The sequence below is a fragment of the Streptomyces sp. NPDC020845 genome (assembly GCF_044334165.1).
Classification (GTDB): Bacteria; Actinomycetota; Actinomycetes; order Streptomycetales; family Streptomycetaceae; genus Streptomyces.
This window is the reverse complement of record NZ_JBIRSJ010000005.1, coordinates 106,747-130,151: the sequence shown is the minus strand read 5'-3', so window position 1 is coordinate 130,151 and position 23,405 is coordinate 106,747. Positions and strand designations below refer to the sequence as shown.

Here is a 23,405-nt window from a genome sequence, read left to right as displayed (position 1 = left end):
ACCGTGCCAGTAATTGCTGGCAACGTTCCGAGTGTTGCGGGAGGCGGCCATATGACTGGCGCTGAGGTGACGCGAGAGCACGTACGGGTGGCGGTGATCGGAGCCGGATTCGGCGGGCTGGGGGCGGCCGTAAGGCTGCGCCGGGCGGGGATCACCGACTTCGTGGTCCTGGAGCGGGCCGGGGCGGTCGGGGGCACCTGGCGGGACAACACCTATCCGGGCTGCGCCTGTGATGTGCCGTCCCATCTGTACTCCTTCTCCTTCGCGCCCAACCCCGAGTGGCCGCGCAACTTCTCCGGACAGCCGCATATCCGCGCGTATCTGGAGCGGGTCACCGATACGTTCGGGCTGCGCCCGCATCTGCGCTTCGACTCCGAGGTGCGGGCCATGCGCTGGGACTCGCGTGCGCTGCACTGGGAGATCGACACCGCGTCAGGTGCGCTGACCGCCGATGTCGTGGTCAGCGCCACAGGGCCGCTCTCCGACCCCAAGATCCCGGACATCCCGGGCCTGGCGGACTTCCCCGGCCGGGTCTTCCACTCCTCGCGCTGGGACCACGGCTACGATCTGCGCGGCAAGCGCGTCGCGGTGATCGGCACCGGTGCCTCGGCCATCCAGATCGTGCCCGCCATCCACCGGGAGGTGGACCGGCTCACCCTCTTCCAGCGCACCCCGGCCTGGGTGCTGCCGCGTATGGACCGCCGTATCTCCGCCGCCGAACACTGGCTGCACACCAAGGTCCCCGCGACCCGCGCGCTGCGGCGGGCGGTGCTGTGGGGGGTGCGGGAGCTGCAGACCGGTTCGTTCACCAAACGCCCAGATTCGCTGCGGCTGGTGGAGCGGATGGCCGTCCGCCATATGCGGCGGGCCATCGAGGACCCGGCCCTGCGGGCCAGGCTGACGCCGGATTACCGGATCGGCTGCAAGCGCATCCTGCTGTCCGGCGACTACTACCCGGCGCTCGCCCAGCCGCATGTCGACGTCGTCGCGGCGGGGTTGGAGGAGGTACGCGGCTCGACGCTCGTCGCCGGCGACGGTACGGAGGTGGAGGCGGACGCGATCATCTTCGGGACCGGCTTCCATGTGACCGATATGCCGATCGCGCGACGGGTGACCGGGGCGTACGGGACGACGCTCGCGGAGGAGTGGCGGGACGGTATGGAGGCGCTGCGCGGCACCAGCGCGGCGGGTTTCCCCAACCTGCTGACGATCATCGGGCCGAACACCGGGCTCGGCACCAGCTCGATGATCCTCATCATCGAGGCGCAGCTGGCGTATCTCGTTGACTTCATGCGGCAGTTGGACGTGCTGGGCGGGAAGGTGGCGCTGGACGCCCGGCCGTCGGCGGTGCGGGCGTGGACCGACCGGATGCAGGAGCGGCTGAGCCGTACGGTGTGGAACGTGGGCGGCTGCGACAGTTGGTACCTGATGGGCGGGCGCAATACGACGGTGTGGCCGGGGACGACGACGGAGTTCCGCAGGGTGACGCGGAGGGTGGACGTCACGGAGTACCGGGTGTTGCGGCCGGAGCGCGAAGCGCCGCCCGGCGCCGCGCCGGATGTCGTGGGTGTCGGTACGGGCGCGGGGCGGGAGGCCCGGTGAGCCGCCGTCCGGCGCGGCAGGCCGCTGGTCCGTACGCGCCGCCCGTCGCCGTGAGCGAACTGACCGTCATCTCCTCCGACGGCACCCGCCTGCACGCCGAACTGCACGGGCCCGAAGGCGCCCCGGCCGTCGTGCTGGTGCACGGCTGGACCTGCTCGACCGCCTTCTGGGCGCCGATCGTCCGCGAACTGGCCGCCGACCACCGGATCGTCCTGTACGACCAGCGCGGCCACGGCCGCAGCCCGGTCGTCGATCCCGGCGGCTACAGCACACACACGCTCGCCGACGACCTGGCGGCGGTGCTCGACCAGACGCTCGCGCCCGGGGAGCGGGCCGTCGTCGTGGGCCACTCCATGGGCGGTATGACGCTGATGGCCGCCGCCGACCGGCCGCAGCTGCGCGAGCGCGCGACGGCCCTGCTGCTGTGCAACACCGGCGCTTCGCGGCTGCCCGCGCGGGGCCGCGTCATACCGCTGCGCGGTGAGCGTCTGCGGACGCGGGTGCAGCGCGCGCTGCTGTGCTCGCGCGCGCCGCTCGGGCCGGTGACACCGGTCTCCAGACGGCTGCTGAAGTACGTGACGATGGGCCCGGCGGCGGGCCCCGCCGTGGTGGAGGCGTGCGCGCGCATCGTGTACGCCTGCCCGCGGGCGGTACGGGCCGCGTGGGGACGGGTCATGAGCGACCTCGATCTCGACGCGGAAGTCGGCCGGCTGGCCCTGCCCACCGCCGTGCTCGCCGGCACGGCCGACCGGTTGACCCCACTGGACCACGCCCGAGCCCTGTCGGCTTCGCTGCCACGGTGTGTCGGCCTCACGGAGCTGGACGGGCTCGGGCATATGGCGCCCGTCGAGGATCCGGCGGCGGTGAGCGGGGTGATCCGCGGGCTGGTGGCGGAGTACGGGCAGGCACACGGGCACGAGGGGACGGCGCAGGGCACGAGGCAGAGGGCGCTGGGCGCCACGGACGACGACACCGTCGAGGAGCCGACGACATGAATGCGCGCAGGAGTCTGGAAGGCCGGGTCGCCGTCGTAACGGGCGCGGCGCGGGGCGTGGGGGAGTCGCTGGCCCGGAAGCTGTCCGCGCGGGGGGCCAAGGTGGCGTTGGTGGGGCTGGAGCCCGACGGGCTGCGGCGGGTGGCGGAGGGGCTGCATACCGAGTCCGCCCACTGGCACGCCGATGTCACCGACCAGGAGGCGATGGCCCGCGTGGCCGGGGAGGTCGTCGAGCGCTTCGGCGGTGTGGACATCGTCGTCGCCAACGCCGGAGTGGCTCAGGCCGGTCCGTTCGCCGACACCGACGAGACGGCCTGGCGGCGGGTCATCGAGGTCAATCTGCTGGGCAGCGCCGCCACGGCCCGCGCGTTTCTGCCCGCGCTCGTCGCGCGCCGCGGCTATCTGCTGCAGATCGCCTCGCTCGCCGCGCTCACGCCCGGGCCGATGATGTCCGCGTACTGCGCGTCCAAGTCCGGTGTCGAGGCGTTCGCGCACTGTCTGCGCGCCGAGGTGGGCCACCGCGGCGTACGGGTCGGCGTGGCCTACCTCAGCTTCACCGATACGGACATGGTGCGCGGCTTCGAGCGGGACGATGTGTTGTGGGAGTTTCGGCGGCGGTTGCCCTGGCCGGTGAACCGCACCTGTCCGCTCGGCCCGGCGGTCGACCGGCTGGTGGCCGGGATCGAGCGCCGGTCGGCGCATGTGTACGGGCAGTGGTGGCTGCGCGGTATGCAGCCCGTGCGGGGGGCTCTGCCCGCGCTGATCGGCACCTTCGCGCAGCGCGATGTGCGGCGCTTCGAGCCTCGGTTCGCGGCGACGCGCGAGCGGCGGACCGGGCTGGTGGGGGCCGGTGGCGAGGCGGACAACAAGGCGCGGGGGATTGATTGACCTCCGGGCCGAAATGCGTGGAATGTTCGCACATGTCACGCTGGTTTGGCCTATCCTCCGCCACCCCATGAGAGGCGACACGATGGCCAGCAAGGACCAGTTCAACGAGAAGGCCCGTCAGGCGAGGCGCAAGGCGCAGGACGACCGGGGCCGGGAGGCGCAGCAGGCGCAGCAGCCGCGGCGTGAGCAGCCGCCGCGCGAGAGCCGTGAGCAGCGCCCGATGCGGGACCGGGAGGAAGGGATCGAGGACCAGGAGCCCTACGAGGAGATGTGACCTCGGTGGGGCGCCCCCATGCGGCATGGGCGCGCCCCACGCGCTCCGCTCAGCCGCTCCTCGGCGGCAGCTTCGGGCGCCGCAGGTCCGGTACGTCCGAGTAGCCGGGCGGCGTTGCCGCCGGATGGCGTTCCAGCAGGTCGAGCGCCGTACGCACCGCGACACCCAGCTGCGGATGGCGGCCCTCCGCCCAGTCGAGCGGCGAGCGCAGCGCCTCGATGTCCGGCTCCACGCCGTAGTTCTCGACTCCCCACCGATACGCGTCGAACCACGCGGCGTTCATCGGCACCGTGATCGACGTACCGTCCCCGAGCCGGTGCCGGCCGGTCATGCCGACCACCCCGCCCCAGGTGCGCAACCCCACCACCGGGCCGATGCCCTGGATCTTGAAGGCGGCCGTGATCATGTCGCCGTCGGAGGAGGTCGCCTCGTCCGCGACCGCGACGATCGGGCCGCGCGGCGCGTTGCTGGTGTACGAGACGGGTTCGGCGTGGCGGGTCAGGTCCCACCCCATGATGGTGCGGGTGAGCTTTTCGACGACGAGCTCGCTGATATTGCCGCCCGCGTTGCCCCGTACGTCCACGATCAGCGCGGGCAGCGACATCTCGCTGCGCACATCGCGGTTGAACTGGGCCCAGCCGGAGCCGCCCATATCGGGGATGTGCAGATAGCCGCACCGCCCGTCGCTCAACTCGCGCACCACCGCGCGCCGCTTGGCCACCCAGTCCTGGTAGCGCAGCGGCCGGTCGTCGATGAGTGGCTGGACCGCGACGCGGCGCGGCGGACCCGCCCCGTCGCCGTCGGTGGAGCTGTCCCCGGCCTTGCTGTCACCGGCCCCGTCGTCCCCGGCCTCGTCGGCGGGCTGGAAGGTGAGCTCGACCGTCGTCCCGCCCGCGGCGGTGAGCAGCGGGAAGGGGCCGGCCACCGGGTCCACGGGGCGGCCGTCGACATGCGTGAGCGTGGCGCCCTCGCGGATGCCGGTGCCGGCCAGCGGTGAACGCGCCCGGGAGTCGGAGGACTCGCCGGGCAGGATGCGGGAGATGATCCAGCGCCCGTCCTTCGTACGGGCGAAGTTGGCGCCGAGCAGCCCGATGGGGCGCTGGTAGTGGGCCGGGCCCTCGTTGCGGCGGGCCGGCATGACGTACGCATGCGAGGTGCCGAGCTCGCCCTGCACCTCGCGCAGCAGATCGGCGAACTCATCGGGGGAGGCGACGCGTTCGACCAGCGGACGGTACTGCTCGAGCGCCGCGTCCCAGTCGACGCCGCACATGCCCGGCTCCCAGTAGTAGGCGCGGGTGATCCGCCCCGCCTCGTCGTAGGCCTGCCGCCACTCGGCGGCCGGGTCGACGGTGTGCTGGATGCGCCGCATGTCGATATGGACGGTGGCGTCGCTGTCGGCGGTCTCGGTGGCGGGCACCGCCCGCAGATCGCCCTCGTCGTTGACCACCAGTCGGGTGCCGTCGCCGCTGACCGCGAACCAGTCCAGGTCGTCGGTGAGTTCGGTGCGCTTGGCCTTGACCAGGTCGAAGTGTTCGAGGGTGGGGCGGGAGGAGGTCTCGGCCGGATTGGCGAAGGTCTCGCCGAGCGCGCCGGAGATCGGCCAGCGCAGCCACACCAGCCCGCCGCCGCTGACCGGGTACAGCGTCGAGTACTTCGAGGCGGCCACCGGGAAGGCGGTGACCCGGCTCGGCAGGCCCTCCACCTCGATCGTGACCGTGCCCTCGGCGGCCTCGCCGTCACCGTCGTCGCTGCCGCCCGGGTACGCGCTGTCCAGGTCGAGGCCGCCCGCCGCCGGGCGGCCCTCGGGGGAGAGCGCGAAGGGGGACGGGGTCGCGGAGGACAGCGGTACGAGATAGGGGCGGCAGCCGAGCGGGAAGGACAGGTCGCCGGTGTGCACGTCGTAGACCGGGTCGAAGCCGCGCCAGGACAGAAACGCCAGATACCGGCCGTCGCGGGTGAAGACCGGCTCCTCGTCCTCGAACCGGCCGCTGGTCACGTCCACGACCGTACGGTCCGCGAGGCGGGCGATCTTTATCTGGCGCAGCGAGCGGCCGATACCGGGGTGCGACCAGGCCAGCCAGCCGGAGTCGGGGGAGAACGCGAGGTCGCGCACCGGCCCGTTCGTCGACCGGATCAACTCGCTGACCTCGTCGACGTCCGGTATTTCGGCCGAGGTTGAGGGGTCGGGTGCGGGGTCGGTTGAGGGGTCGGGCGCGGTGTCCGGCGCCGCGTCCGACGCCGCCTCCGGGGAGGTGTCCGCGGCTGCGTCCGGTCCGGGGTCCGGCGCCTCGGCCGCGCTGTCCGGCGAGGTGTCCTCCGCCTCGGGCGCGCCGTTCTCCGACGCGTCCGCCGACGTGTCCTCCTCCTCCGTCTCCTCCGTCTCCTCCGACACGTCCTCCGCCGCGTCCACCGACGTGTCCACCAGCAGCAGCCGCCCGTCGTGTGCCGCCACCGCCAGCCGCTTGCCGTCCGGCGACGCGACCATCTCGTGCACCCGCCCGAGCCGGCCCACCGCCAGCCGCCGCCGCTCCCGCGGACCGCTCGCGCGCGGCAGATACGCGATCTCGATGGCGTCCTCGCCCTCGGCGTCCGTCACATACGCCACGCGCCCGGTGTCGCCCAGCATCTCCGGCAGCCGGACCCGTACGCCCGGGGTGTCGGCGAGGGTGCGGGCGGGGCCGTCGCGGTGGGTCAGCCAGTACAGGCTGCCCCGTACGCATACCGCGCTCGCCCGGCCCGTGGTGTCCACGGACAGCGAGTTGACGTGCGAGGAGGCGGGGACCTGGTACGGGCGGCGCCCGGTGCGCGCCCCGCCGAGCCGTACGTCCAGCCGGCGCGGCTCGGCGCGCGGGCTCAGATCGTCGATCAGCCACAGGTCGCCGGCGCACTGGTAGACGATGCGCGAGCCGTCGGTCGAGGCGTGGCGGGCGTAGAAGTCGGTGTGGTCGGTGTGGCGCCGCAGGTCGGAGCCGTCGGGCAGAACGGAGTAGAGGTTGCCGATGCCCTCGTGGTCGGAGAGGAACGCGATCCGGCCCGCGACGAACATCGCCGAGGCCAGGTGTCCGTTCAACTCCGGTACCAGGCGCGTGCCGTGCAGCCACAGCCGACCCGTCGCGCCGCCGCGGTAGCGCTTCCAGGAGGCGGGCTCGTGCGGGGGCGTGCCGGTCAGCAGGAGGGTGCGGCGCTCGCCGCCGACGTCGGTGACCGCGATATCGGAGACCGGGCCCCAGGGCAGCCGCCCGCCGGGGCTGCCGTCGGTGGGCAGGCTGTAGGCCCAGGAGAAGTGGGAGAGCGGCTGGTCGTGGGAGGAGACGGCCAGGATGTGCGAGGTGCCGTCCTGGTCGGGCGGCGTCCAGCCGCAGACGCGGGCGTCGACGCCGCCCCAGTACGTCAGGCGCCGCGCCGCGCCGCCGTCGACCGGGACGAGATGGATCTCCGGGTCGAGGCTGCGCCAGGTCGTGAACGCGATCTGCGAGCCGTCGGGGGAGAAGCGGGGATGCCCGACGCGGGTGCGGTCGACCGTCAGCCGCCAGGCCCGCCCCGGTGGCTCTCCCAGCGCGGCCAGCGGCGCCACCCAGAGGTCGTCCTCGGCGGCGAAGCAGAGCAAGTCGTCGTGCAGGTGCGGAAACCGGAGATACGCGCCGTCGCCTTGGCCCGACGCGTTCGACAAAGCATCCTTCACCTGACCATCCTTCCGGGGCTGCCCCTTCAGGGCAACTCGGTCTTGTGACGCATCCCACGAGCGAAACGGGCTCGTTTCGTACAGTGCCACTCAGAACCGCGCTTACGCTATTGGTGTACGAAACCGTTTCGTTCGCGACGCTCCCATGTTCGGGAAGGAGGGCACGATGCAGGCACTGGACCGACGCCGCAGCCGGCTGTCCCCCGAGCGGGAGAGCGAGCTGTACGAAGCCGTCATGGGCATTCTCACCGAGGTCGGCTATGACGCGCTCACCATGGACGCCGTCGCGGCCCGTACCCACTCCAGCAAGGCCACCCTCTACCGGCAGTGGAAGAGCAAGCCGCAGCTGGTCGCCACCGCGCTGCGGCACACCAAGCCCGTCTCGCTCGAAGACATCGACACCGGCTCGCTGCGCGGCGATCTGCGCGAGATGGTGCGGTGCGGGGACCAGGCCCGGGAGCGGGACGCGGCCCTGATGCGAGGGCTGGCCCTGGCCGCCCACCAGAACCCGGATCTGCTCGAGGCGCTGCGCGAACTCATGGTCAAACACGAACTCTCCGCCTTCGAGACGGTGCTCGGGCGGGCCGTCGACCGCGGTGAGGTCGCCCCGGACCGCCCCGCCCTCCGCTACACCGTGCACATGCTGGTCGGCGCCTTCACCACCCGGCTCATGGTCGAGGCCCAGGAGCCCGACACCGACTATCTCTTCGACTACATCGACGCCGTCGTCCTCCCCGCCCTCGGCGTCCGGTCCCCGGCCTCCCCCTGAGGCGCCCCTCCCCCACACTCTCCCCGCACCACGGCCCCACCACCACACAACCCCATAGAGCTCCAGCCGGCGCGCCGCTCTCGTCGCCGTCTGGTTCCCCACCCCTGCCAGTAACGCCTACTCGACGGGAGCACCTCTCCTCGTGGCCACGTTCCTCTATAAACTCGGCCGATTCGCCTTTCGGCGACGTCGGTTCGTCGCCCTGATATGGGTGGCGCTCCTCGCGGTCGCCGGTGTCGGGGCCGCCACCGCCTCACCACCCTCCAACGACAGCTTCTCCATCCCCGGTACGGAGGCCCAGAAGGCCTTCGACGTGCTGGAACAGCGCTTCCCTGGAGGTAACGCGCAGGGCGCCACCGCGCGCGTGGTCTTCCGCGCACCGGCCAACGAGAAGATGACCGACGCGGCCAACAAGGCCACGGTCCAAAAGACCGTCCGTGAGCTCCAGTCGGGCTCGGACGAGGTCGCCTCGGTCGCCGACCCGTACAAGGCGGGCGGGGTCAGCAAGAACGGCACCACGGCATACGTCCTGACCACCTACAAGGTCAGCGCCATGGAGCTGGAGGACAAGACGCGGGACGCCCTGAAGGAGGCGGGCCAGGACGCCCGCAAGTCGGGGCTGACGGTCGAGATCGGCGGTGACGCTCTGCAGCAGATGCCGGAGACCGGCGCCACCGAGATCATCGGCATCGCGATCTCGGCGGTCGTCCTCCTGATCACCTTCGGCTCGCTGGTCGCCGCCGGACTGCCGCTGCTCACCGCGATCATCGGCGTCGGCATCGGCATCTCCGGGATCACCGCGCTCGCCACCACCCTGGGCCTTTCCAGTACGACCTCGACGCTGGCGATGATGATCGGCCTCGCGGTCGGCATCGACTACGCGCTGTTCATCGTCTCCCGTTACCGGGCCGAACTGGCCGAGGGGCAGGAGCGGGAGGAGGCCGCCGGGCGTGCGGTGGGCACCGCGGGATCCGCGGTGGTCTTCGCCGGACTCACCGTCGTCATCGCCCTCGCCGGCCTCGCGGTCGTCAACATCCCGATGCTGTCCAAGATGGGTTTCGCCGCGGCGGGCACGGTGGTCATCGCCGTCCTCATCGCGATCAGCCTCATCCCGGCCCTGCTCGGCTTCGCGGGCAGCAAGGTGCTCAGCCGTAAGGTCCGCAAGGCCGCCAAGAAGGGCGCGGAGAACGAGGCCGCGGGCGAGGAGAAGCCCAACGCGGGGACCCGCTGGGCCCGTTTCGTGCTGCGCCGCCCGGTGATGGTGCTGCTGGTGGCCGTGCTCGGCCTGGGCGCCGCCGCGCTCCCCGCGGCCAGCCTGGAGCTCGGCCTGCCCGACGACGGGTCGCAGCCCACCGACACCACCAAGCGCAAGGCGTACGACCTGATGTCCGAGGGCTTCGGCCCGGGCTTCAACGGACCGCTGATGGTGGTCGTCGACGCCAAGGGCAGCGACGATCCCAAGGGCGCCGTGGAGCAGGCCCGCAAGGCCATCCACGACGTCGACGGCGTCGCGAGTGTCAGCCCGGCTCGGTTCAACAAGGCCAATGACACCGCGATGCTGACGGTCATCTCCAAGTACAAGCCGAGCAGCGTCGACACCGAGGATGTGGTGCACCACATCCGGGACGAGGCCGCGTCCCTCAAGTCCGGGACCGGCGCCGAGATGCTGGTGACCGGCCAGACGGCGATGAACATCGACATCTCGCAGAAGCTGAACGACGCGCTGCTGCCCTACCTGGGGCTGGTCGTCGGCCTGGCCTTCCTGCTGCTGATGGTGGTCTTCCGGTCGCTGCTGGTGCCGCTCAAGGCGGCCCTCGGCTTCCTGCTGTCCGTCGTGGCGGCGCTGGGCGCGGTCGTCGCGGTCTTCCAGTGGGGCTGGGGCGGGAGCCTGTTCAACGTCGAGGAGCCCGGCCCGATCATGAGCATGATGCCGATCTTCATGATCGGTGTGGTCTTCGGTCTGGCGATGGACTACGAGGTGTTCCTCGTGACCCGGATGCGCGAGGCGTACGTCCACGGCGAGCGGCCGGGCCAGGCCGTGGTCACGGGCTTCAAGCACGGGGCCCGGGTGGTCACCGCCGCCGCGGTCATCATGATGAGCGTCTTCGCCGGGTTCATCGGCTCGTCCGAGTCGATGGTGAAGATGATCGGCTTCGGCCTCGCCACCGCGGTGTTCTTCGACGCGTTCATCGTCCGTATGACCATTGTTCCGGCGGTGCTCGCGCTGCTCGGGAAGGCCGCGTGGTGGCTGCCGCGCTGGCTGGACAAGGCGCTGCCGAACGTGGACGTGGAAGGCGAGGGCCTGCGCAAGCAGCTCGCCCCGGACTCGGCGGTGCGTGTGGAGCGGGATGAACGGGATCCCGATGCGGATCTGACCCGGGTGTAAGCCCGGCCCCGATGTTGTGGCGGCCCTTCGCGAATGCGCGGAGGGCCGCCGTCGTGTGCGGGGTTGATGTGTGCGGCACGTGTGTGCGCTGACTTTCGCGGGTAGAGCGCTCTTGCGAATAGGTTGCAATAACGGGTTACCATCATCGGGCGGATAACCGGATTGGCGGATTCCGTGGATGTAGCGGACACCCCCGGCGCAGAAGCGGAGCCCCGTCATGCATGTCCCCGACGGATTTATCGACGCCCCGGTGTCCGTGGCGACGGGCGTGGTCGCGGCGGCGGCGGTAGCGGTCAGCCTGCGTGGCGCCCGGCGGGAGCTGGGGGACGCCGGGGGCGGTTCGGGCGGGTTGGGCGGCTCGGGCGGTGAGCGCACCGCGCCGCTGGCCGGTCTCGTCGCCGCGTTCATCTTCGCCGTCCAGATGCTGAACTTCCCGGTCGCGGCCGGGACCAGCGGGCATCTGCTCGGCGGGGCGCTGGCCGCGATACTCGTCGGCCCGTACACGGGCGTGCTGTGCGTCTCCGTGGTGCTGCTCATGCAGGGCGTGCTCTTCGCGGACGGCGGTCTCACCGCCCTCGGTGTCAACATCACGGACATGGCGGTGGTCACCACGGTGGTGGCGTACGCCGTCTTCCGCGTCGTCCTCAAGCTCACGCCCCGCCGGCGCCGCTCCGTGACCGTCGCCTCCTTCGTCGCCGCGCTGCTCTCCGTACCGGCCGCGGCCGTCGCCTTCACCGCGATCTACGCGCTCGGCGGCACGACGCATGTCTCGCTCGGCAAGGTCTTCACCGCGATGGTCGGCGTCCACGTACTGATCGGCATCGGCGAGGCCGTGATCACCGCCCTGACGGTCAGCGCGGTGGTGTCCGTCCGCCCCGACCTCGTATACGGCGCGCGCGGTCTGACACGCACCTTGGAGATCCGTACGGCTGCCGTGGCCACCCCGGCGGCGCCGGGCCTCACGGCGACGGCCGTATCGGCCGCGGGCGGGGCCGCCGGGCGGGCTGTGGAACCCGGCGACGAGACGGGGGCGCCCGCGACCGGCCAGGCCGCACGCGCCGTGGCGGGGACGGCGCCTGCCGCGGCCGACGCGGCCGCCCCGGCGGCCTCCGGCCCTGCGGCGGCGCCCGGCGTGCCGCTCGGCGCCGCCGCACGAGCAGGGGGTGCGGCGTCGGGGGGCGCCGCAGCCCCGGCCTCCGCGCCGACGGCGCGGCGGTCGGCGCGGCGGGTGTGGGCGATCGGGGTCGCGGCGGCGCTGCTGTGTGCCGGGGTGGTCAGCTTCTACGCGTCCGCCAGCCCGGACGGCCTGGAGAAGGTCGCCCACGACAACGGCATCGACAAGAAGACCGAGGACCACGCCGGCAAGGACTCCCCGCTCGCCGACTACGGCGTCAAGGACATCTCCGACGCCCGGCTCTCCGGCGGCCTGGCCGGGGTGATCGGGGTCGGCGCGACCCTCGCCGTGGGCTCGGGGCTGTTCATCGTCGTACGGCGCCGCGCCAAGAAGGCCGCCGCCGGGCCTGCCGCCGTTCCGTCCGCGCACCCCTCCGAGACGGTCTGACATGGGCGCGGGTCACGCCCACAAGCTGTACCGGGAGGGCCGCTCACCGGTGCACGCCCTGCCCCCGCAGTGCAAGATCGCCGCGGTGCTCTGCTTCGTACTGGTCGTCGTCTCCACCCCGCGCGAGGCGGTGTGGGCCTTCGGGGCGTACGCCGTGGCGCTGGCGGCGGTCGCGGCGGTGGCGCGGATTCCGGCGGGGTATGTGCTGCGGCGGCTGCTGATCGAGATCCCTTTCGTGGCCTTCGCCGTGCTGATGCCGTTCGTCGCGGACGGCGAGCGCGTCGCGGTGCTCGGGATGGAGCTCAGCCGCCCCGGCCTGTGGGGCGCCTGGAACATTCTGGCCAAGGGCACGCTCGGGGTCGCCGCCTCCGTGCTGCTGGCCTCCACGACCGAGCTGCGCGCCCTGCTGCTGGGGCTCCAGCGGCTGCGGATGCCGTCGCTGCTGGTCCAGATCGCGTCGTTCATGATCCGCTACGGGGACGTCATCACGGACGAGATGCGGCGGATGCGGATCGCCCGTCAGTCGCGCGGCTTCGAGGCGCGCGGGGTGCGCCACTGGGGCGTGCTCGCCAAGTCCGCCGGGGCGCTGTTCATCCGCTCGTACGAGCGCGGCGAGCGGGTCCACCTGGCGATGATCAGCCGGGGCTATGCGGGCACCATGCCCGTGATCGACGATATGACGGCGACCCGGGCCCAGTGGCTGTCCGCCGCGGCCCTTCCCCTGACCGCGCTGGTGGTCTGCCTGACCGGATGGATGTTGATATGACCGGATCGTCTCCCGCGGAGACCACTCCCGAGAACACCTCCCGGACCGCCCCGCCCTCGCACGCGCCCTCCCTCCGGGTATCCGGCCTGGCGTACGCCTACCCCGACGGCCACCAGGCCCTCTTCGGCGTCGACCTGACCGTGGCCCGCGGTGAGCGCGTCGCGCTGCTCGGGCCCAACGGCGCGGGCAAGACCACCCTGGTCCTGCACCTCAACGGGATCCTGGACGCGGGCGCGGGGACGGTCACCGTGGCCGGGCTGCCGGTCGCCAAGCGGAATCTGGCCGAGATCCGCCGCCGCGTCGGGATCGTCTTCCAGGACCCCGACGACCAGCTGTTCATGCCGACGGTGCGCGAGGACGTCGCGTTCGGCCCGGCCGCGGCCGGACTGCGCGGCGCGGGGCTGGAACAGCGGGTGATCACGGCCCTGGAGCGGGTCGGCATGGCCGAGTTCGCCGACCGCCCGCCGCACCACCTCTCCTTCGGACAGCGGCGGCGGGTGGCGGTGGCGACCGTCCTGGCCATGGAGCCGGAGATCCTGGTGCTGGACGAGCCCTCCTCCAACCTCGACCCCGCCTCGCGCCGCGAGCTGGCCGACATCCTGCGCTCCCTGGACGTCACGGTGCTGATGGTCACCCACGACCTGCCGTACGCGCTGGAGCTGTGCCCGCGCTCCGTGGTGCTCAGCGGCGGAGTGATCGCCGCCGACGGCCGCACCCAGGACCTGCTGTGCGACGAGGCCCTGATGAGGGAACATCGACTGGAGTTGCCCTTCGGCTTCGACCCCCGCTCGGTGACGGCCCCGGTCTGAGGTATCCGGCGGGGGCGATGCACCATGGGGGGAGCACACTTCGCCCTCGGCATGGTGGGAGTACGGATCAGTGGTGGACGTCCAGGGCACGGTGGCCGACGGATTCGAACCGGTCCGGGACGCCTTCGTGGACAACTTCGCCCGGCGCGGCGACCGCGGCGCGGCCGTGACGGTGTACCGGGAGGGCCACAAGGTCGTCGACCTGTGGGGCGGTACGAAGGACGCCCACGGCGGGGGAGGGGCTGGAGACCCCGACGGCGAGCCGTGGGCCCAGGACACCGCGCAGGTCGTCCGGTCCGTCACCAAGGGCATCGCCGCCGCCGTACCGCTGCTGCTCCACCAGCGCGGCCAGCTCGACCTGGACGGCCGGGTCGGCACGTACTGGCCGGAGTTCAAGGCGAACGGCAAGGAGCGGGTCCTCGTCCGGCATCTGCTCAGCCACCGCGCCGGGGTGCCCGTACTGGACACCCCGCTGGCCCCCGTCCAGGCCATCGACGGCTTCCACGGCCCGCGGGCGGTCGCCGCCCAGCAGCCCGTATGGGAGCCGGGCACCGCCCACGGCTACCACGCGCAGACCTACAGCTGGCTGATCGGCGAACTCGTCCGACGGGTCACCGGGCGAACCATCGGCCGCTGGATAGCCGAGGAGATAGCCCGGCCGCTGGGGCTCGACCTGTGGCTCGGGCTGCCACCCGAGCAGCGCGCCCGCGTCGGCCGGATCGGGCCCGTGGAGGCCCCGCCCGTGCCCGCCGCACAGGGCCCGCGGCTGCGGCCCAAGCGGTCGGTCGCCGAGGCGTACCAGAACCCCGACTCGCTCACCCGGCGCGCCTTCGGGGCGATCAGCCCGGCGCCGGACGAGAACGACCCCGCCTACCTCGAGGCCGAACTGCCCGCCTCGGGCGGCGTCGCCACCGCCGACGCGCTGGCCCGCTTCTACGCGGCGCTCATCGGCCCGCTGCCCTCGGCGGGCCCCCTGCGATCCGGCGGCCGCCTCTTCGCACCCGCGACGCTGACCCTGGCCCGTACGGAGGAGTCCGCGGGCCCGGACGAGGTGCTGGTCGTCGGCACCCGCTTCGGCCTCGGCTACATGCTGCACGGCCCGGCCTCCCCGCTCCTGACCCCCGGCTCCTTCGGCCACCCGGGCCGCGGCGGCTCCCTCGCCTTCGCCGACCCCGAATCGGGCATCGGCTTCGGCTATGTCACCAACGGAATGCAGCGCGGCGTGACGGCCGACCCGCGCCCACAGGCGCTGGTGCGGGCACTGCGGGCCGCTCTGCGGTGACGCGCTACTCCCGGGGGGTCCCGGGGGTAAACCGGTGCCCGGCTCACGACTTGGGGAACTGCCCTCGCTGGGTGATCACCCACATCCACGCCTCCAGGGTGGCGACGAACTCGCCGAGGTCGGGAGTGGTGTAGGAGGCCCGCTCATGGTCCCAGTCGGGGTCGAGGACCACGACGCGGAAGCCGTAGCCGCCGTACCAGCCGGCGTCTATGTTGATCTCCCGAGCCCGCAGGCCGCCCTCCTCCGCCACCTCCTCCGCGGTCAGCCACGGCGGTGGTGCCGTACGCGCCCAGTACAGATCCTCGGAGTCGTTGGCCTCGACCCTTCCATCCGGCAAGCGTCGGGCCGACAACTGGTTGTAGATGACGTTCCAACCGGCCGGAACACGCAACGGGATCAGGCCCCAGTCCTCGGAAACCGTAACGGCCAGCGGGGAGCTGGGCGGAAGTCGGAAGATCGGGTCCATGCGCCTGCAGCGTAGTCGGGGGGTGTGTTTCGAGGCGTCGGCCTCTCGCATAAAGCTGCGGCGCATCAGGCCGCGCTGCGCGTTGCGGGTGGCTGCGCTGCGCCTGTGCGCCGTCTCGCGGCATTCGGCTCGCACGGGTGCGGCTTTCGTCTCGGACCCTCCGGGTCCAAAGCGCCAGCGAGAAGGGGGAAGGGGGAGGCCGACCCGGTGCCCCGGGTCCTTGGCCCGGTGGTGGCTGGGCTCACGACAGGCTCCGCTGCGCTCCGCCGCGACTGCTGCCGCGTGGTGGCCGGTCTGTCAGTCCAGCGGTGCGCTGAGTCGGGGCCTGGGAGTGCGACGGACGGGCGAGCTACCGGACGGGATCGGGCCTCCCCCACCCCCTCTTAGAAAAACGTTTGATGTAGCGCAAGTATTTTTTGAGAGGGGGTGAGGGGAGGCCCCTAACCGGACCGGCGTCTACCGCTCCGGGGCGACCATCTACCGTGCCCCGCTCGCCAACCGGTGACGACCCCTTGGGCGGGACGGCGACGATGCCTCTGGCGCCCCTCCCTTCCCGCTGCTGGCCGCATTGCGCCGAAGGCGCGAGATGATGCCTGCTTTCGGCGACCGGACCATGCCGTCCAGCAGCGTTGGCCCGTTCGTCGTGCTCCCGCGCCCCCAGTCGAGCGCACCGCTGGGCTGACCGGTCGGCCACCGCGCGGCAGCAGTCGCGGCGGAGCGCAGCGGAGCCTGTCGTGAGCCCAGCCACCCACCGGGCCAAGGAGCCTGGACACCGGGTCGGCCGCACCCTTCCCCCGCGGGGGGCGCGTGGTGGACTGAGCTACGCCCCCGGCAACGGCTCGCAGGATGCCCTCGTGCGTCTGAGCTGCGCTGCCTAGCGGTCGAACTCCCGCTGCTTGACGCCCAGGAGGAACGCTTGCCATGCCCAATGTGTGAACGTCAGATGCGGGCCGCGCTGATCCTTGCTGTCCCGCACGGCACGGCCGCCTCCGGTCATAGCCGCAATCTCTACGCAGTTATTGTTCTGACCCGAGTAGGACGATCTAACGAAGGTGCCCATGACTTCAGGGGTCACTATTCGTCTTCCTTGCTGCTCCGCAGTGTGCGCCGGATGACTCTTGCGCTCGCATCCGGTGCCAGTGCTGCAGATCGTAGCTGATCAAAAGCGCGTGTGTAAGCTGCTAGATCCTCAGCACCTTCGAGGATTGACGCGCCCCTTAGGTTGTCAATTGCGACAGCTTCAACATTCGGCTGTCTATCGAAAGAAAACGACGAGAACGGGTATGTCATTCCCGCTTTCAGTCCAGCAGACAAGGGCAGGACTTGGATGGAGGCGTTCTGCCGCTTTCCAACTTCAAGTAGGCGCTTCAATTGTTCAAAGTGGATGTCGCGAGGAACGAGCGGGTGGGTAACCACCGGTTCCCAAATGATCGCCGCATAACAGGCAGTCACCGCGTAACGGGTGCGCGCGCAGGGGCCTCGCAACTCCGCAGGCGGGGCCCCTGCGTCCCAACACAGAAACGCCCCAGGACGGCATGCGACGCCATCCCGGGCCAATCAGCCAACAGACAGGAGCTGTTGACCTTGTTAGACCTTATCGTTCGCATCCTCGTCTGGGCGATGGACTTCTGGCCACATCACTCCCCGAGCGGAAAGCACCGGCGCGGCGCCCAGGCGCCCATCGGCCGGCCGCTGCCGGTAGCCGTACGCGAGCAGTCGACGCTGGACGTATGGCTGCCCCGCGCCCCCTCCCGGCGAACGCGCCACGACGCGCGGCAAGCTCCACCCCACTCAGCACCGCCGACAGAGTGGGTGGACACAGGCCCGCTCGTACGGGCCTACGTGGTCCTGCACGAGGAACGGCGGCACGCCCTCTCGCTGCGCCTGGGCATGGGCGGACCGGCCATCAGCCCAAGGGGGGTAACCCCATGACCGAGCATGCACAGGCGGGAGACGAGACATCCGCTGCCGCGCAGCACCGTCCCGCGAGCGCGGACAAGAACCCGGCCCGCGCGGCTGAGTCACAGGCATGGTCCGCGTTCATCACTCATGCCGCAGTCTGCAAGGACCGGTGCCGGACGCACGGTGAAGACTGCGAGACGGCCGCAGAACTGCGCACAGTCTGGCGCACGGCACGCGCTGAAGTCTTTGACCAAGACGTGAAGTGATGCCCCCTGGCGGCCGTCATTCCCCAGGTTCGGCCAGCCGCCTCTGCACACGTGCGCGTACGGCCGTGGCGCGGGGATCGGTATACGGAGCCAGGTGCGTCAGGGCCTCGGCCCAGTAGGCGCGAGCCGCCTCGGCGTCTTCTGACTGGACAGCTGCCGCCAGGTGGTCGAGCTCTACGGCGAGTTCCCACGTATCCCCGAGGTCGCGGTGGACGGCTGCGGCCTGGCGGTGGAAGGCGGCAGCGTCGCCGTGGCGGCCTGTTGCGGCGTACGTCTGTCCCGTGCCGCGCCAGGCCAGGGCTTCGCGACCGCGATCACCGAGGCGTCGGTGGAGCATGGCCGACCGCTGGTAGGAGGCCAGAGCGTCGCCATACTGTCCGCCAGCGCGCAGAATGTCGCCGAGGGTGAGCAGCCAGAAGCCTTCCAGTCCACGATTGCGCAGGCTCAGAGCGATCTCGAGAGCTTCGTCGATGGCCTCGCGGGCCGCTTCGACCTCGTCTTGCTCACGACGGAGTTTCGCGGTGAGCCACAGGGCGTTGCCTACGCTCTGCTGGTTGTCCAGGGAACGGTGAGCGGCGAGAGCGGTTTCGACCGCGTCGTGTGCTTCCCGGAGACGGCCCGCTTCCAGGTAGGTGCCGGCAAGGTTGGACAGAGCGGAGGCAGCCCAGCGGTCACCGTTTACTTCCCGGAAGATGCTGATGGCCTGCGCGAAGTGTCCTGTGGCGGTGTCGAGCCGACGGGTACGCAGGTGGATGAGCCCCATGAGGTTGAGGGCATGCGCCTCATCCATGGGTTTTCCGGCGCTGCGGGCAAGGAGGAGGGCGCGGTTCAGGTAGTGCACGGCACTGTCGAGTTGGGATACGGATCGGTACGACATGCCGAGCTGGTTGAGCAGCAGGAGCTGTCCGTCCGTATCGTCCTCCCGCTCGGCGGACGCCAGCCCGATGAGGCCGAAGTCAAGCCAGTCGGCGAAGGATGCGGAAGCGGACAACGCATTCCACAGCGTTGCGGCCAGCTGCCAGGCGTGCTGGTGCAGGCCAGCGGCGGCAGCGGATCGTACGAGGTGAGGGAAGGCGATGCGTTCGCGTTCTGCCCAATCGGCGGCGGCGTCGTAGTCGGAGAATTCCAGTGGCGGCAGAAGCGCGGTCGTCTCGGACAGACGCACGTGGTCTTCGCCCGGCTGGAGCCAGGTCTGCGCCCCGTCCGCAGTGTGCAGGTACCAGTCCAGCAGGCGACGCAGGGCGGCTTCCCGCTGCTCGACGGGATCCTCGTCGTTGGCCTGGTCGGAGGCGTAGGCGCGCAGGAGGTCGTGGAACTGGAAGCGGTCGGGACCGCTCTGCTCCAGCAGGTGGGCGCCGACGAGGTCGTCGAGGAGCTGTCGGGTACGGCTGAGGGGCAGGTCGGCGAGCGCCGCCGCCGCGTGGAGCCCGAACTCGGGCCCCGGATGCAGGCCAAGGAGCCGGAACAGCCGCCCGGAGTGCGGCGGCAGCGTGCGGTAGGACCACGCGAAGACCGTACGGACGGCCTCGGCCTCTTCGTCCATTCCCGTGCTGAGCGCGTCCCAGAGCGCGGACTCGTCACGCAGATCGTCAAGCAAGTCGTCGAGTCGGAGATGAGGGTGGCTGGCGGCGCGCTCTGCGGCTATACGCAGTGCGAGCGGGAGGCGCGCGCACAGCCGTGCCAGCTCTGAGAGCTTGTCCTGGTCGTCTCCCGAGCGGTAGTCCTGCGTGACAGCCTGCAATAGTTCGATGGCTTCGGGCTCGGGAAGCATGCCGAGGGTGATCCTGCGGGCGCCTTCTCGTACGGCGAGACCAGCGAGGCGATTGCGGCTGGTCACCACGGTGAGGCTGTCGCCGCCGCCGGGGAGCAGCGGGCGCACTTGGCCGACGGTGGCGGCATTGTCGAGCAGGATGAGCATCCGGCGGTCGGCGAGCAGGGAACGGTAGAGGGCGGCCGCGTCGTCCACGTCCTGCGGGATGTCACCCGAGGCCACGCCGAGCGCGCGCAGGAAACGGCGTAAAGCCTGCTCGGCGGTGACGGGCTCTCCCGGACCGTAGCCCCGGAGATTCAAGAAGAGCTGTCCGTCCGGGAAGCGGTCTTTGACCTGGTGAGCCCAGTGCAGGACCAGCGAGGTCTTGCCTGCCCCCGCCGTGCCGGCCACCACATGCACGGACACGAGTGCTTGGCCGCCGTCCCGGCCGGTCAGGATGGCGTGCAACTGGGCTTGTTCGTCAGTCCGGTTGACGAACGTGTAGACGTCGGCAGGAAGCTGGCGAGGGACGGTTCGCGGACGGTCAGATGCTTCCGGTGCCTGGTGGAAGTGGATGTCACCGGTGACATTCCCCGCCTGGACGACATCGCGGGACGAGCCGGAGAGGTCGTTGGCCGAGTCTCCGGGCGATCCGTTGGCGTCTGCCGGCGTACCGATGAGTGTGTCCTTTCCGGGTCAGGCCGCCGGGGGCGGCGGCAGTGGCGCGACGGCACGGTCGAAGTAGGAGGCGATGTCCTCCGCGGTCGCGTAGGCCTCCCGCACGTATTCCGTCCACGGTTCGACGATGTCCGGGTCGGTGAAGCGGATCGCGCCGTCCGGAACCCCGGTATCGGTGTACAGGACGCGGAAGAGCACCTTGCCGTCCTGAATGGTCAGTTCCGGGAGCAGTCCGTCCGTCTCGGCAGCGGCGATCGCCGCGGCAGGCAGGATCCGCACCCGCTCCCCGTACTCGGCGCTGATCCGCAGTGAATGCAGCTCCCACTGTATGTACGGGGTCAGAGGCTCCTCGACCACGCGTACGCGGTGGAACACCGAGCCACGGGCCTCCTCGTCCGCTTGGATGTCGCGCAGGTTGTCGCGGCCCTCTTCGAGTAAGCGGAGCGCCATTTCCCAGTCGCCGCGTCGCAGCGCATCACGGGAGGGAACGCCCACCTCCTCGAAGTGCTGCAGCCGTTCAAGCTTCCATGAGTCGCCGTTGCGGATGGCCGCATCCCGGGCGCGGAAATCCCGAAGGTATTCCTCGTTGCCGAGTCGTTGGCCGCGCTCTACGGGGAGCGCGGGAGCGCGAACGTCAAGCATCGGGGATGTCCGGCTTCGCCGCGCTGAGCATGTTGCCGGGAATGACGAAGATCCGTTCGTCAGCCCCGACTGCCACGCCTTCCGGTAGGCGCGAACCGTAGTGAGCGGTCAGATCACGGCCGACGACGGCGATGTCGCCGTTGCTGAGCTGCCAGATGTCCGGGCACTGCTCCCTGCCCGTAGAGTTGCCCAGCTCTTCCGCTGACTTCCCCAATCGCCTGACGAATAAGGCCGACGGGTCGGCTTCCCAGATGCGGGCCATGGCATGCCACCTCAGGTTCCCGATCGTAACGAAGAGTGATCGTCACGGTACCGCACGCACCAGGACGCATGCACTAGGTAATCGCGCCGTTGTGGACAGTCGCCTCTTGACCAGGGCAGCACCTCGCGCTTCCGGTCCTACGAACCGCCCCAGGTCATATTGGCGACGGCAACGAACATCGCGAGGGCGATCGCCACACCCTGGACGGCCTTCCCCCAGCCGGGCATCGGCTCGCCCCTCCTGGACGCCGAACGCGCGGCGAAGAAGGCAAGCGCCAGCCCGACGAGGACGATGGGACCGAGCAGCACGGACAGCCAATCGACTTGCACGGGCGTCATCGCGGATCTCCTTGTTCCACCTCGGTGACTGTCGGCACATCATCCGCGAGCACCACCGGGACCCCTCCCGGACGCGATATGCGCGGCTCGGACAGGGCCTAGGACCCCGACGGCGCCACCAGGCCCGCCTCGTAGGCGAGGATCACCAGCTGCACCCGGTCGCGGGCGTCGAGTTTGGCGAGCAGCCGGGTCAGATAGGTCTTGGCGGTGGCGACGCTGATGCACAGTCGGCCGGCGATCTCGGCGTTGGACAGGCCGCTGCCGACCAGGGTCAGCACCTCGCGTTCACGGTCGGTGATGCCGCCCAGCTCCGCCCGGGGCGGGGGCGTGGTCGCGGGGCGGGCGGCGAACTCCTTGATCAGTCGGCGGGTGACGCTCGGGGCGATCAGCGCGTCTCCGGAGGCGACGACGCGGACCGCGGCGAGGATGTCGTCCAGGGCCATGTCCTTGACCAGGAACCCGGACGCGCCGGCGCGCAGCGCCCCGTAGACGTAATCGTCGTCGTCGAAGGTCGTCAGGACGACCACGCGGGTCGTACCGGGGCCCGTGGTGATCAGCCGGGTGGCCTCGATGCCGTCCATGCCGGGCATCCGGATGTCCATCACCACGACGTCCGGGGCGAGTTCGGCGGTCAGCCGGACCGCTTCGGCGCCGTCCCCGGCCTCGCCCACGACCTCGACGTCGGGGGTGTCGGTGATGACCATTCGCAGGGCGGCGCGGACGAGGGGCTGGTCATCGGCGAGGAGGACACGGATGGTCATCCGGCTGCGGCCTCTGCTTTCGTCTCGATTGCCGTCGTGGTAGCTGTCGCGGTCGCCGCCGGGAGCGGCAGCCGGGCCGCCACCAGGAAGCCGCCGCCGCGTCTGGGCCCGGCGGTGAAGTGGCCGTGCAGCAGGGTGATCCGCTCGCGCATGCCGATCAGGCCGTACCCCGTGTCGTGTTCGGCGTCCGCGCAGGTGCCCTTGCCGCGGTCGCGGATCTCGATGGTCAGCTCGTCCTCGCCGTAGCCGATGGTCACCCGGCAGGAGTCGGCGCCCGAGTGGCGTACGACATTGGTCACCGACTCCTGGATGATCCGGAACGCCGCGAGGTCGATGTCCGCGGGCAGCGGGCGGCGCCTGCCCTGCCACCACACCTCCACCCGGACCCCGGCGGCGGTCGTGGTCGTGGCCAGCCGCTCCACATCCGCGATCCCCGCGGCCGGGTGCAGCGGCGCGGGTTTCCGCGCCTCGTCGGCCGCCGGGTCGGGCTCGCGGTCGGCCTCCCGGTCCGCCTGGCGCAGCGCGCCCAGCATCCGGCGCAGCCCGGACAGCGTTTCGCGGCCCGTCTTCTCCACGGCGAGCATCGCCTCGCGGGCCTTGTCCGGCTGGGTTTCGATGACCCGGGCCGCGGCGCCGGCCTGGAGGGCGATGATGCCGATGCTGTGCGCCACCGTGTCATGCATCTCGCGGGCGATCCGCAGCCGTTCGGCGGTGACGGCCTGGGCGGCGGCCTGGGCGTGCAACTCCTCGGTGTGGAGCTGGGACTGGCGCACCGAATTGCCGACGAGCCAGCCGATGACCACGGTCAGGGCGATATACGGCTCGGGGATGACACCACTGTCCTGGATGCCGAGGCCCTGCCTCAGGAGGACGTAGCAGGGCAGCGTGGCCAGCGCTGCCGCGGCCGCGTTGAGCGAGGATCGCCGGGGCCGGGTGGCCGCGACGTAGCAGAGGGCGACATCCACTCCCAGGTACTGCGCGGGCGGGATCTCGTCCTGGCGCCACGCCAGCGTCGAGGCGACCGTGCCGGCGAGCAGCAGCCCGTACCCCAGCGAAGTCCTGCGGCGGAGCAGGACACATCCGGCCAGGACCAGCGCGAAGGCGATGGCGAGCAGCAGCTTGGCGGACAGCGGGTCCAGGCCCTGCCGGGGATAGCTGAGCGAGTACTCATGCCGCGGGGGCATCAGGACGTACTTCACGATGGGGCCCAACGCCGCCGCGAACCACACCAGCCCCACCCACAGGCCCGGCGATATGCGCTTGAGCAGCGGGAGAGGCGGAGAGGCGGACATGGCCAGATCGTAGCCACGGGGCCCGCGGCCGGACA

The 23,405-nt window shown here is 71.1% G+C and carries 21 protein-coding genes; 11 read left to right on the top strand and 10 right to left on the bottom strand.

Annotated elements, in window-relative coordinates:
- Positions 1-51 precede the first annotated feature (51 nt).
- The 4 genes from ACH4U7_RS13505 to ACH4U7_RS13490 all read left to right on the top strand — a co-directional run bounded on the left by ACH4U7_RS13505 (position 52) and on the right by ACH4U7_RS13490 (position 3,758).
- Complete coding sequence (locus ACH4U7_RS13505) at positions 52-1,602, top strand: flavin-containing monooxygenase (protein ID WP_398528111.1); 1,551 nt, start codon at positions 52-54, stop codon at positions 1,600-1,602.
- Positions 1,599-2,597, top strand: a complete 999-nt coding sequence (locus tag ACH4U7_RS13500) for an alpha/beta fold hydrolase (RefSeq protein WP_398528110.1) — start codon at positions 1,599-1,601, stop codon at positions 2,595-2,597. The genes ACH4U7_RS13505 and ACH4U7_RS13500 overlap by 4 nt, the downstream gene beginning before the upstream one ends.
- Positions 2,594-3,484, top strand: a complete 891-nt coding sequence (locus ACH4U7_RS13495; RefSeq protein WP_398528109.1) for an SDR family oxidoreductase — start codon at positions 2,594-2,596, stop codon at positions 3,482-3,484. Before ACH4U7_RS13500 ends, ACH4U7_RS13495 begins: the two co-directional genes overlap by 4 nt.
- 67 nt (positions 3,485-3,551) lie before the next feature.
- Entirely contained in the window at positions 3,552-3,758 is a 207-nt protein-coding gene (locus ACH4U7_RS13490; RefSeq protein ID WP_398528108.1) for a hypothetical protein, read from the top strand.
- Between the two features lie 49 nt (positions 3,759-3,807).
- Here the strand turns inward: ACH4U7_RS13490 and ACH4U7_RS13485 are convergent, their stop codons facing one another.
- Complete coding sequence (locus ACH4U7_RS13485) at positions 3,808-7,440, bottom strand: S41 family peptidase (RefSeq protein WP_398528107.1); 3,633 nt, start codon at positions 7,438-7,440, stop codon at positions 3,808-3,810.
- Between the two features lie 166 nt (positions 7,441-7,606).
- On the opposite strand from ACH4U7_RS13485, the gene ACH4U7_RS13480 reads away from it, so the two are divergent.
- The 6 genes from ACH4U7_RS13480 to ACH4U7_RS13455 all read left to right on the top strand — a co-directional run bounded on the left by ACH4U7_RS13480 (position 7,607) and on the right by ACH4U7_RS13455 (position 15,013).
- On the top strand, positions 7,607-8,209 hold the full coding sequence (locus ACH4U7_RS13480) for a TetR/AcrR family transcriptional regulator (RefSeq protein ID WP_398528106.1): 603 nt from the start codon (positions 7,607-7,609) through the stop codon (positions 8,207-8,209).
- A gap of 142 nt (positions 8,210-8,351) precedes the next feature.
- Positions 8,352-10,595, top strand: a complete 2,244-nt coding sequence (locus ACH4U7_RS13475) for an MMPL family transporter (protein ID WP_398528105.1) — start codon at positions 8,352-8,354, stop codon at positions 10,593-10,595.
- Between the two features lie 217 nt (positions 10,596-10,812).
- Positions 10,813-12,156: an energy-coupling factor ABC transporter permease gene (locus ACH4U7_RS13470; RefSeq protein ID WP_398528104.1), complete on the top strand. Its 1,344-nt coding sequence runs from the start codon at positions 10,813-10,815 to the stop codon at positions 12,154-12,156.
- Position 12,157: 1 nt separating this feature from the next.
- On the top strand, positions 12,158-12,922 hold the full coding sequence (cbiQ, locus tag ACH4U7_RS13465) for a cobalt ECF transporter T component CbiQ (protein ID WP_014176985.1): 765 nt from the start codon (positions 12,158-12,160) through the stop codon (positions 12,920-12,922).
- Positions 12,919-13,731 carry an energy-coupling factor ABC transporter ATP-binding protein gene (locus ACH4U7_RS13460; protein WP_398528103.1) on the top strand — a complete coding sequence of 271 codons (813 nt, stop codon included), beginning with the start codon at positions 12,919-12,921 and terminating at the stop codon, positions 13,729-13,731. The genes cbiQ and ACH4U7_RS13460 overlap by 4 nt, the downstream gene beginning before the upstream one ends.
- 73 nt (positions 13,732-13,804) lie before the next feature.
- A complete protein-coding gene (locus ACH4U7_RS13455) occupies positions 13,805-15,013 on the top strand; it encodes a serine hydrolase domain-containing protein (protein ID WP_398528513.1) in 1,209 nt (402 codons plus the stop codon).
- A 43-nt stretch (positions 15,014-15,056) separates the two neighbouring features.
- Here ACH4U7_RS13455 and ACH4U7_RS13450 read toward each other — a convergent pair whose 3' ends face one another.
- The 3 genes from ACH4U7_RS13450 to ACH4U7_RS13440 form a co-directional block, all read right to left on the bottom strand.
- Entirely contained in the window at positions 15,057-15,479 is a 423-nt protein-coding gene (locus ACH4U7_RS13450) for a hypothetical protein (RefSeq protein WP_398528102.1), read from the bottom strand.
- Between the two features lie 874 nt (positions 15,480-16,353).
- A complete protein-coding gene (locus ACH4U7_RS13445) occupies positions 16,354-16,539 on the bottom strand; it encodes a DUF397 domain-containing protein (RefSeq protein ID WP_398528512.1) in 186 nt (61 codons plus the stop codon).
- A gap of 14 nt (positions 16,540-16,553) precedes the next feature.
- Positions 16,554-16,931: a DUF5753 domain-containing protein gene (locus ACH4U7_RS13440; RefSeq protein ID WP_398528101.1), complete on the bottom strand. Its 378-nt coding sequence runs from the start codon at positions 16,929-16,931 to the stop codon at positions 16,554-16,556.
- A 476-nt stretch (positions 16,932-17,407) separates the two neighbouring features.
- On the opposite strand from ACH4U7_RS13440, the gene ACH4U7_RS13435 reads away from it, so the two are divergent.
- Entirely contained in the window at positions 17,408-17,647 is a 240-nt protein-coding gene (locus tag ACH4U7_RS13435) for a hypothetical protein (RefSeq protein ID WP_398528100.1), read from the top strand.
- Positions 17,648-17,663: 16 nt separating this feature from the next.
- Here ACH4U7_RS13435 and ACH4U7_RS13430 read toward each other — a convergent pair whose 3' ends face one another.
- The 6 genes from ACH4U7_RS13430 to ACH4U7_RS13405 form a co-directional block, all read right to left on the bottom strand.
- Complete coding sequence (locus ACH4U7_RS13430) at positions 17,664-19,865, bottom strand: ATP-binding protein (RefSeq protein WP_398528099.1); 2,202 nt, start codon at positions 19,863-19,865, stop codon at positions 17,664-17,666.
- 228 nt (positions 19,866-20,093) lie between these two features.
- Entirely contained in the window at positions 20,094-20,717 is a 624-nt protein-coding gene (locus ACH4U7_RS13425; RefSeq protein ID WP_398528098.1) for a DUF6879 family protein, read from the bottom strand.
- Positions 20,710-20,979 (bottom strand): hypothetical protein, encoded by a 270-nt coding sequence (locus ACH4U7_RS13420; RefSeq protein ID WP_398528097.1) that lies wholly within the window; start codon positions 20,977-20,979, stop codon positions 20,710-20,712. Before ACH4U7_RS13420 ends, ACH4U7_RS13425 begins: the two co-directional genes overlap by 8 nt.
- 137 nt (positions 20,980-21,116) lie before the next feature.
- The gene (locus ACH4U7_RS13415) at positions 21,117-21,317 is read right to left on the bottom strand and encodes a hypothetical protein (RefSeq protein WP_398528096.1); all 201 of its coding nucleotides are present in this window, start codon (positions 21,315-21,317) and stop codon (positions 21,117-21,119) included.
- Between the two features lie 98 nt (positions 21,318-21,415).
- A complete protein-coding gene (locus tag ACH4U7_RS13410) occupies positions 21,416-22,078 on the bottom strand; it encodes a response regulator (RefSeq protein ID WP_398528095.1) in 663 nt (220 codons plus the stop codon).
- Positions 22,075-23,370 carry a sensor histidine kinase gene (locus tag ACH4U7_RS13405; protein ID WP_398528094.1) on the bottom strand — a complete coding sequence of 432 codons (1,296 nt, stop codon included), beginning with the start codon at positions 23,368-23,370 and terminating at the stop codon, positions 22,075-22,077. The genes ACH4U7_RS13410 and ACH4U7_RS13405 overlap by 4 nt, the downstream gene beginning before the upstream one ends.
- Between the last annotated feature and the right edge of the window lie 35 nt (positions 23,371-23,405).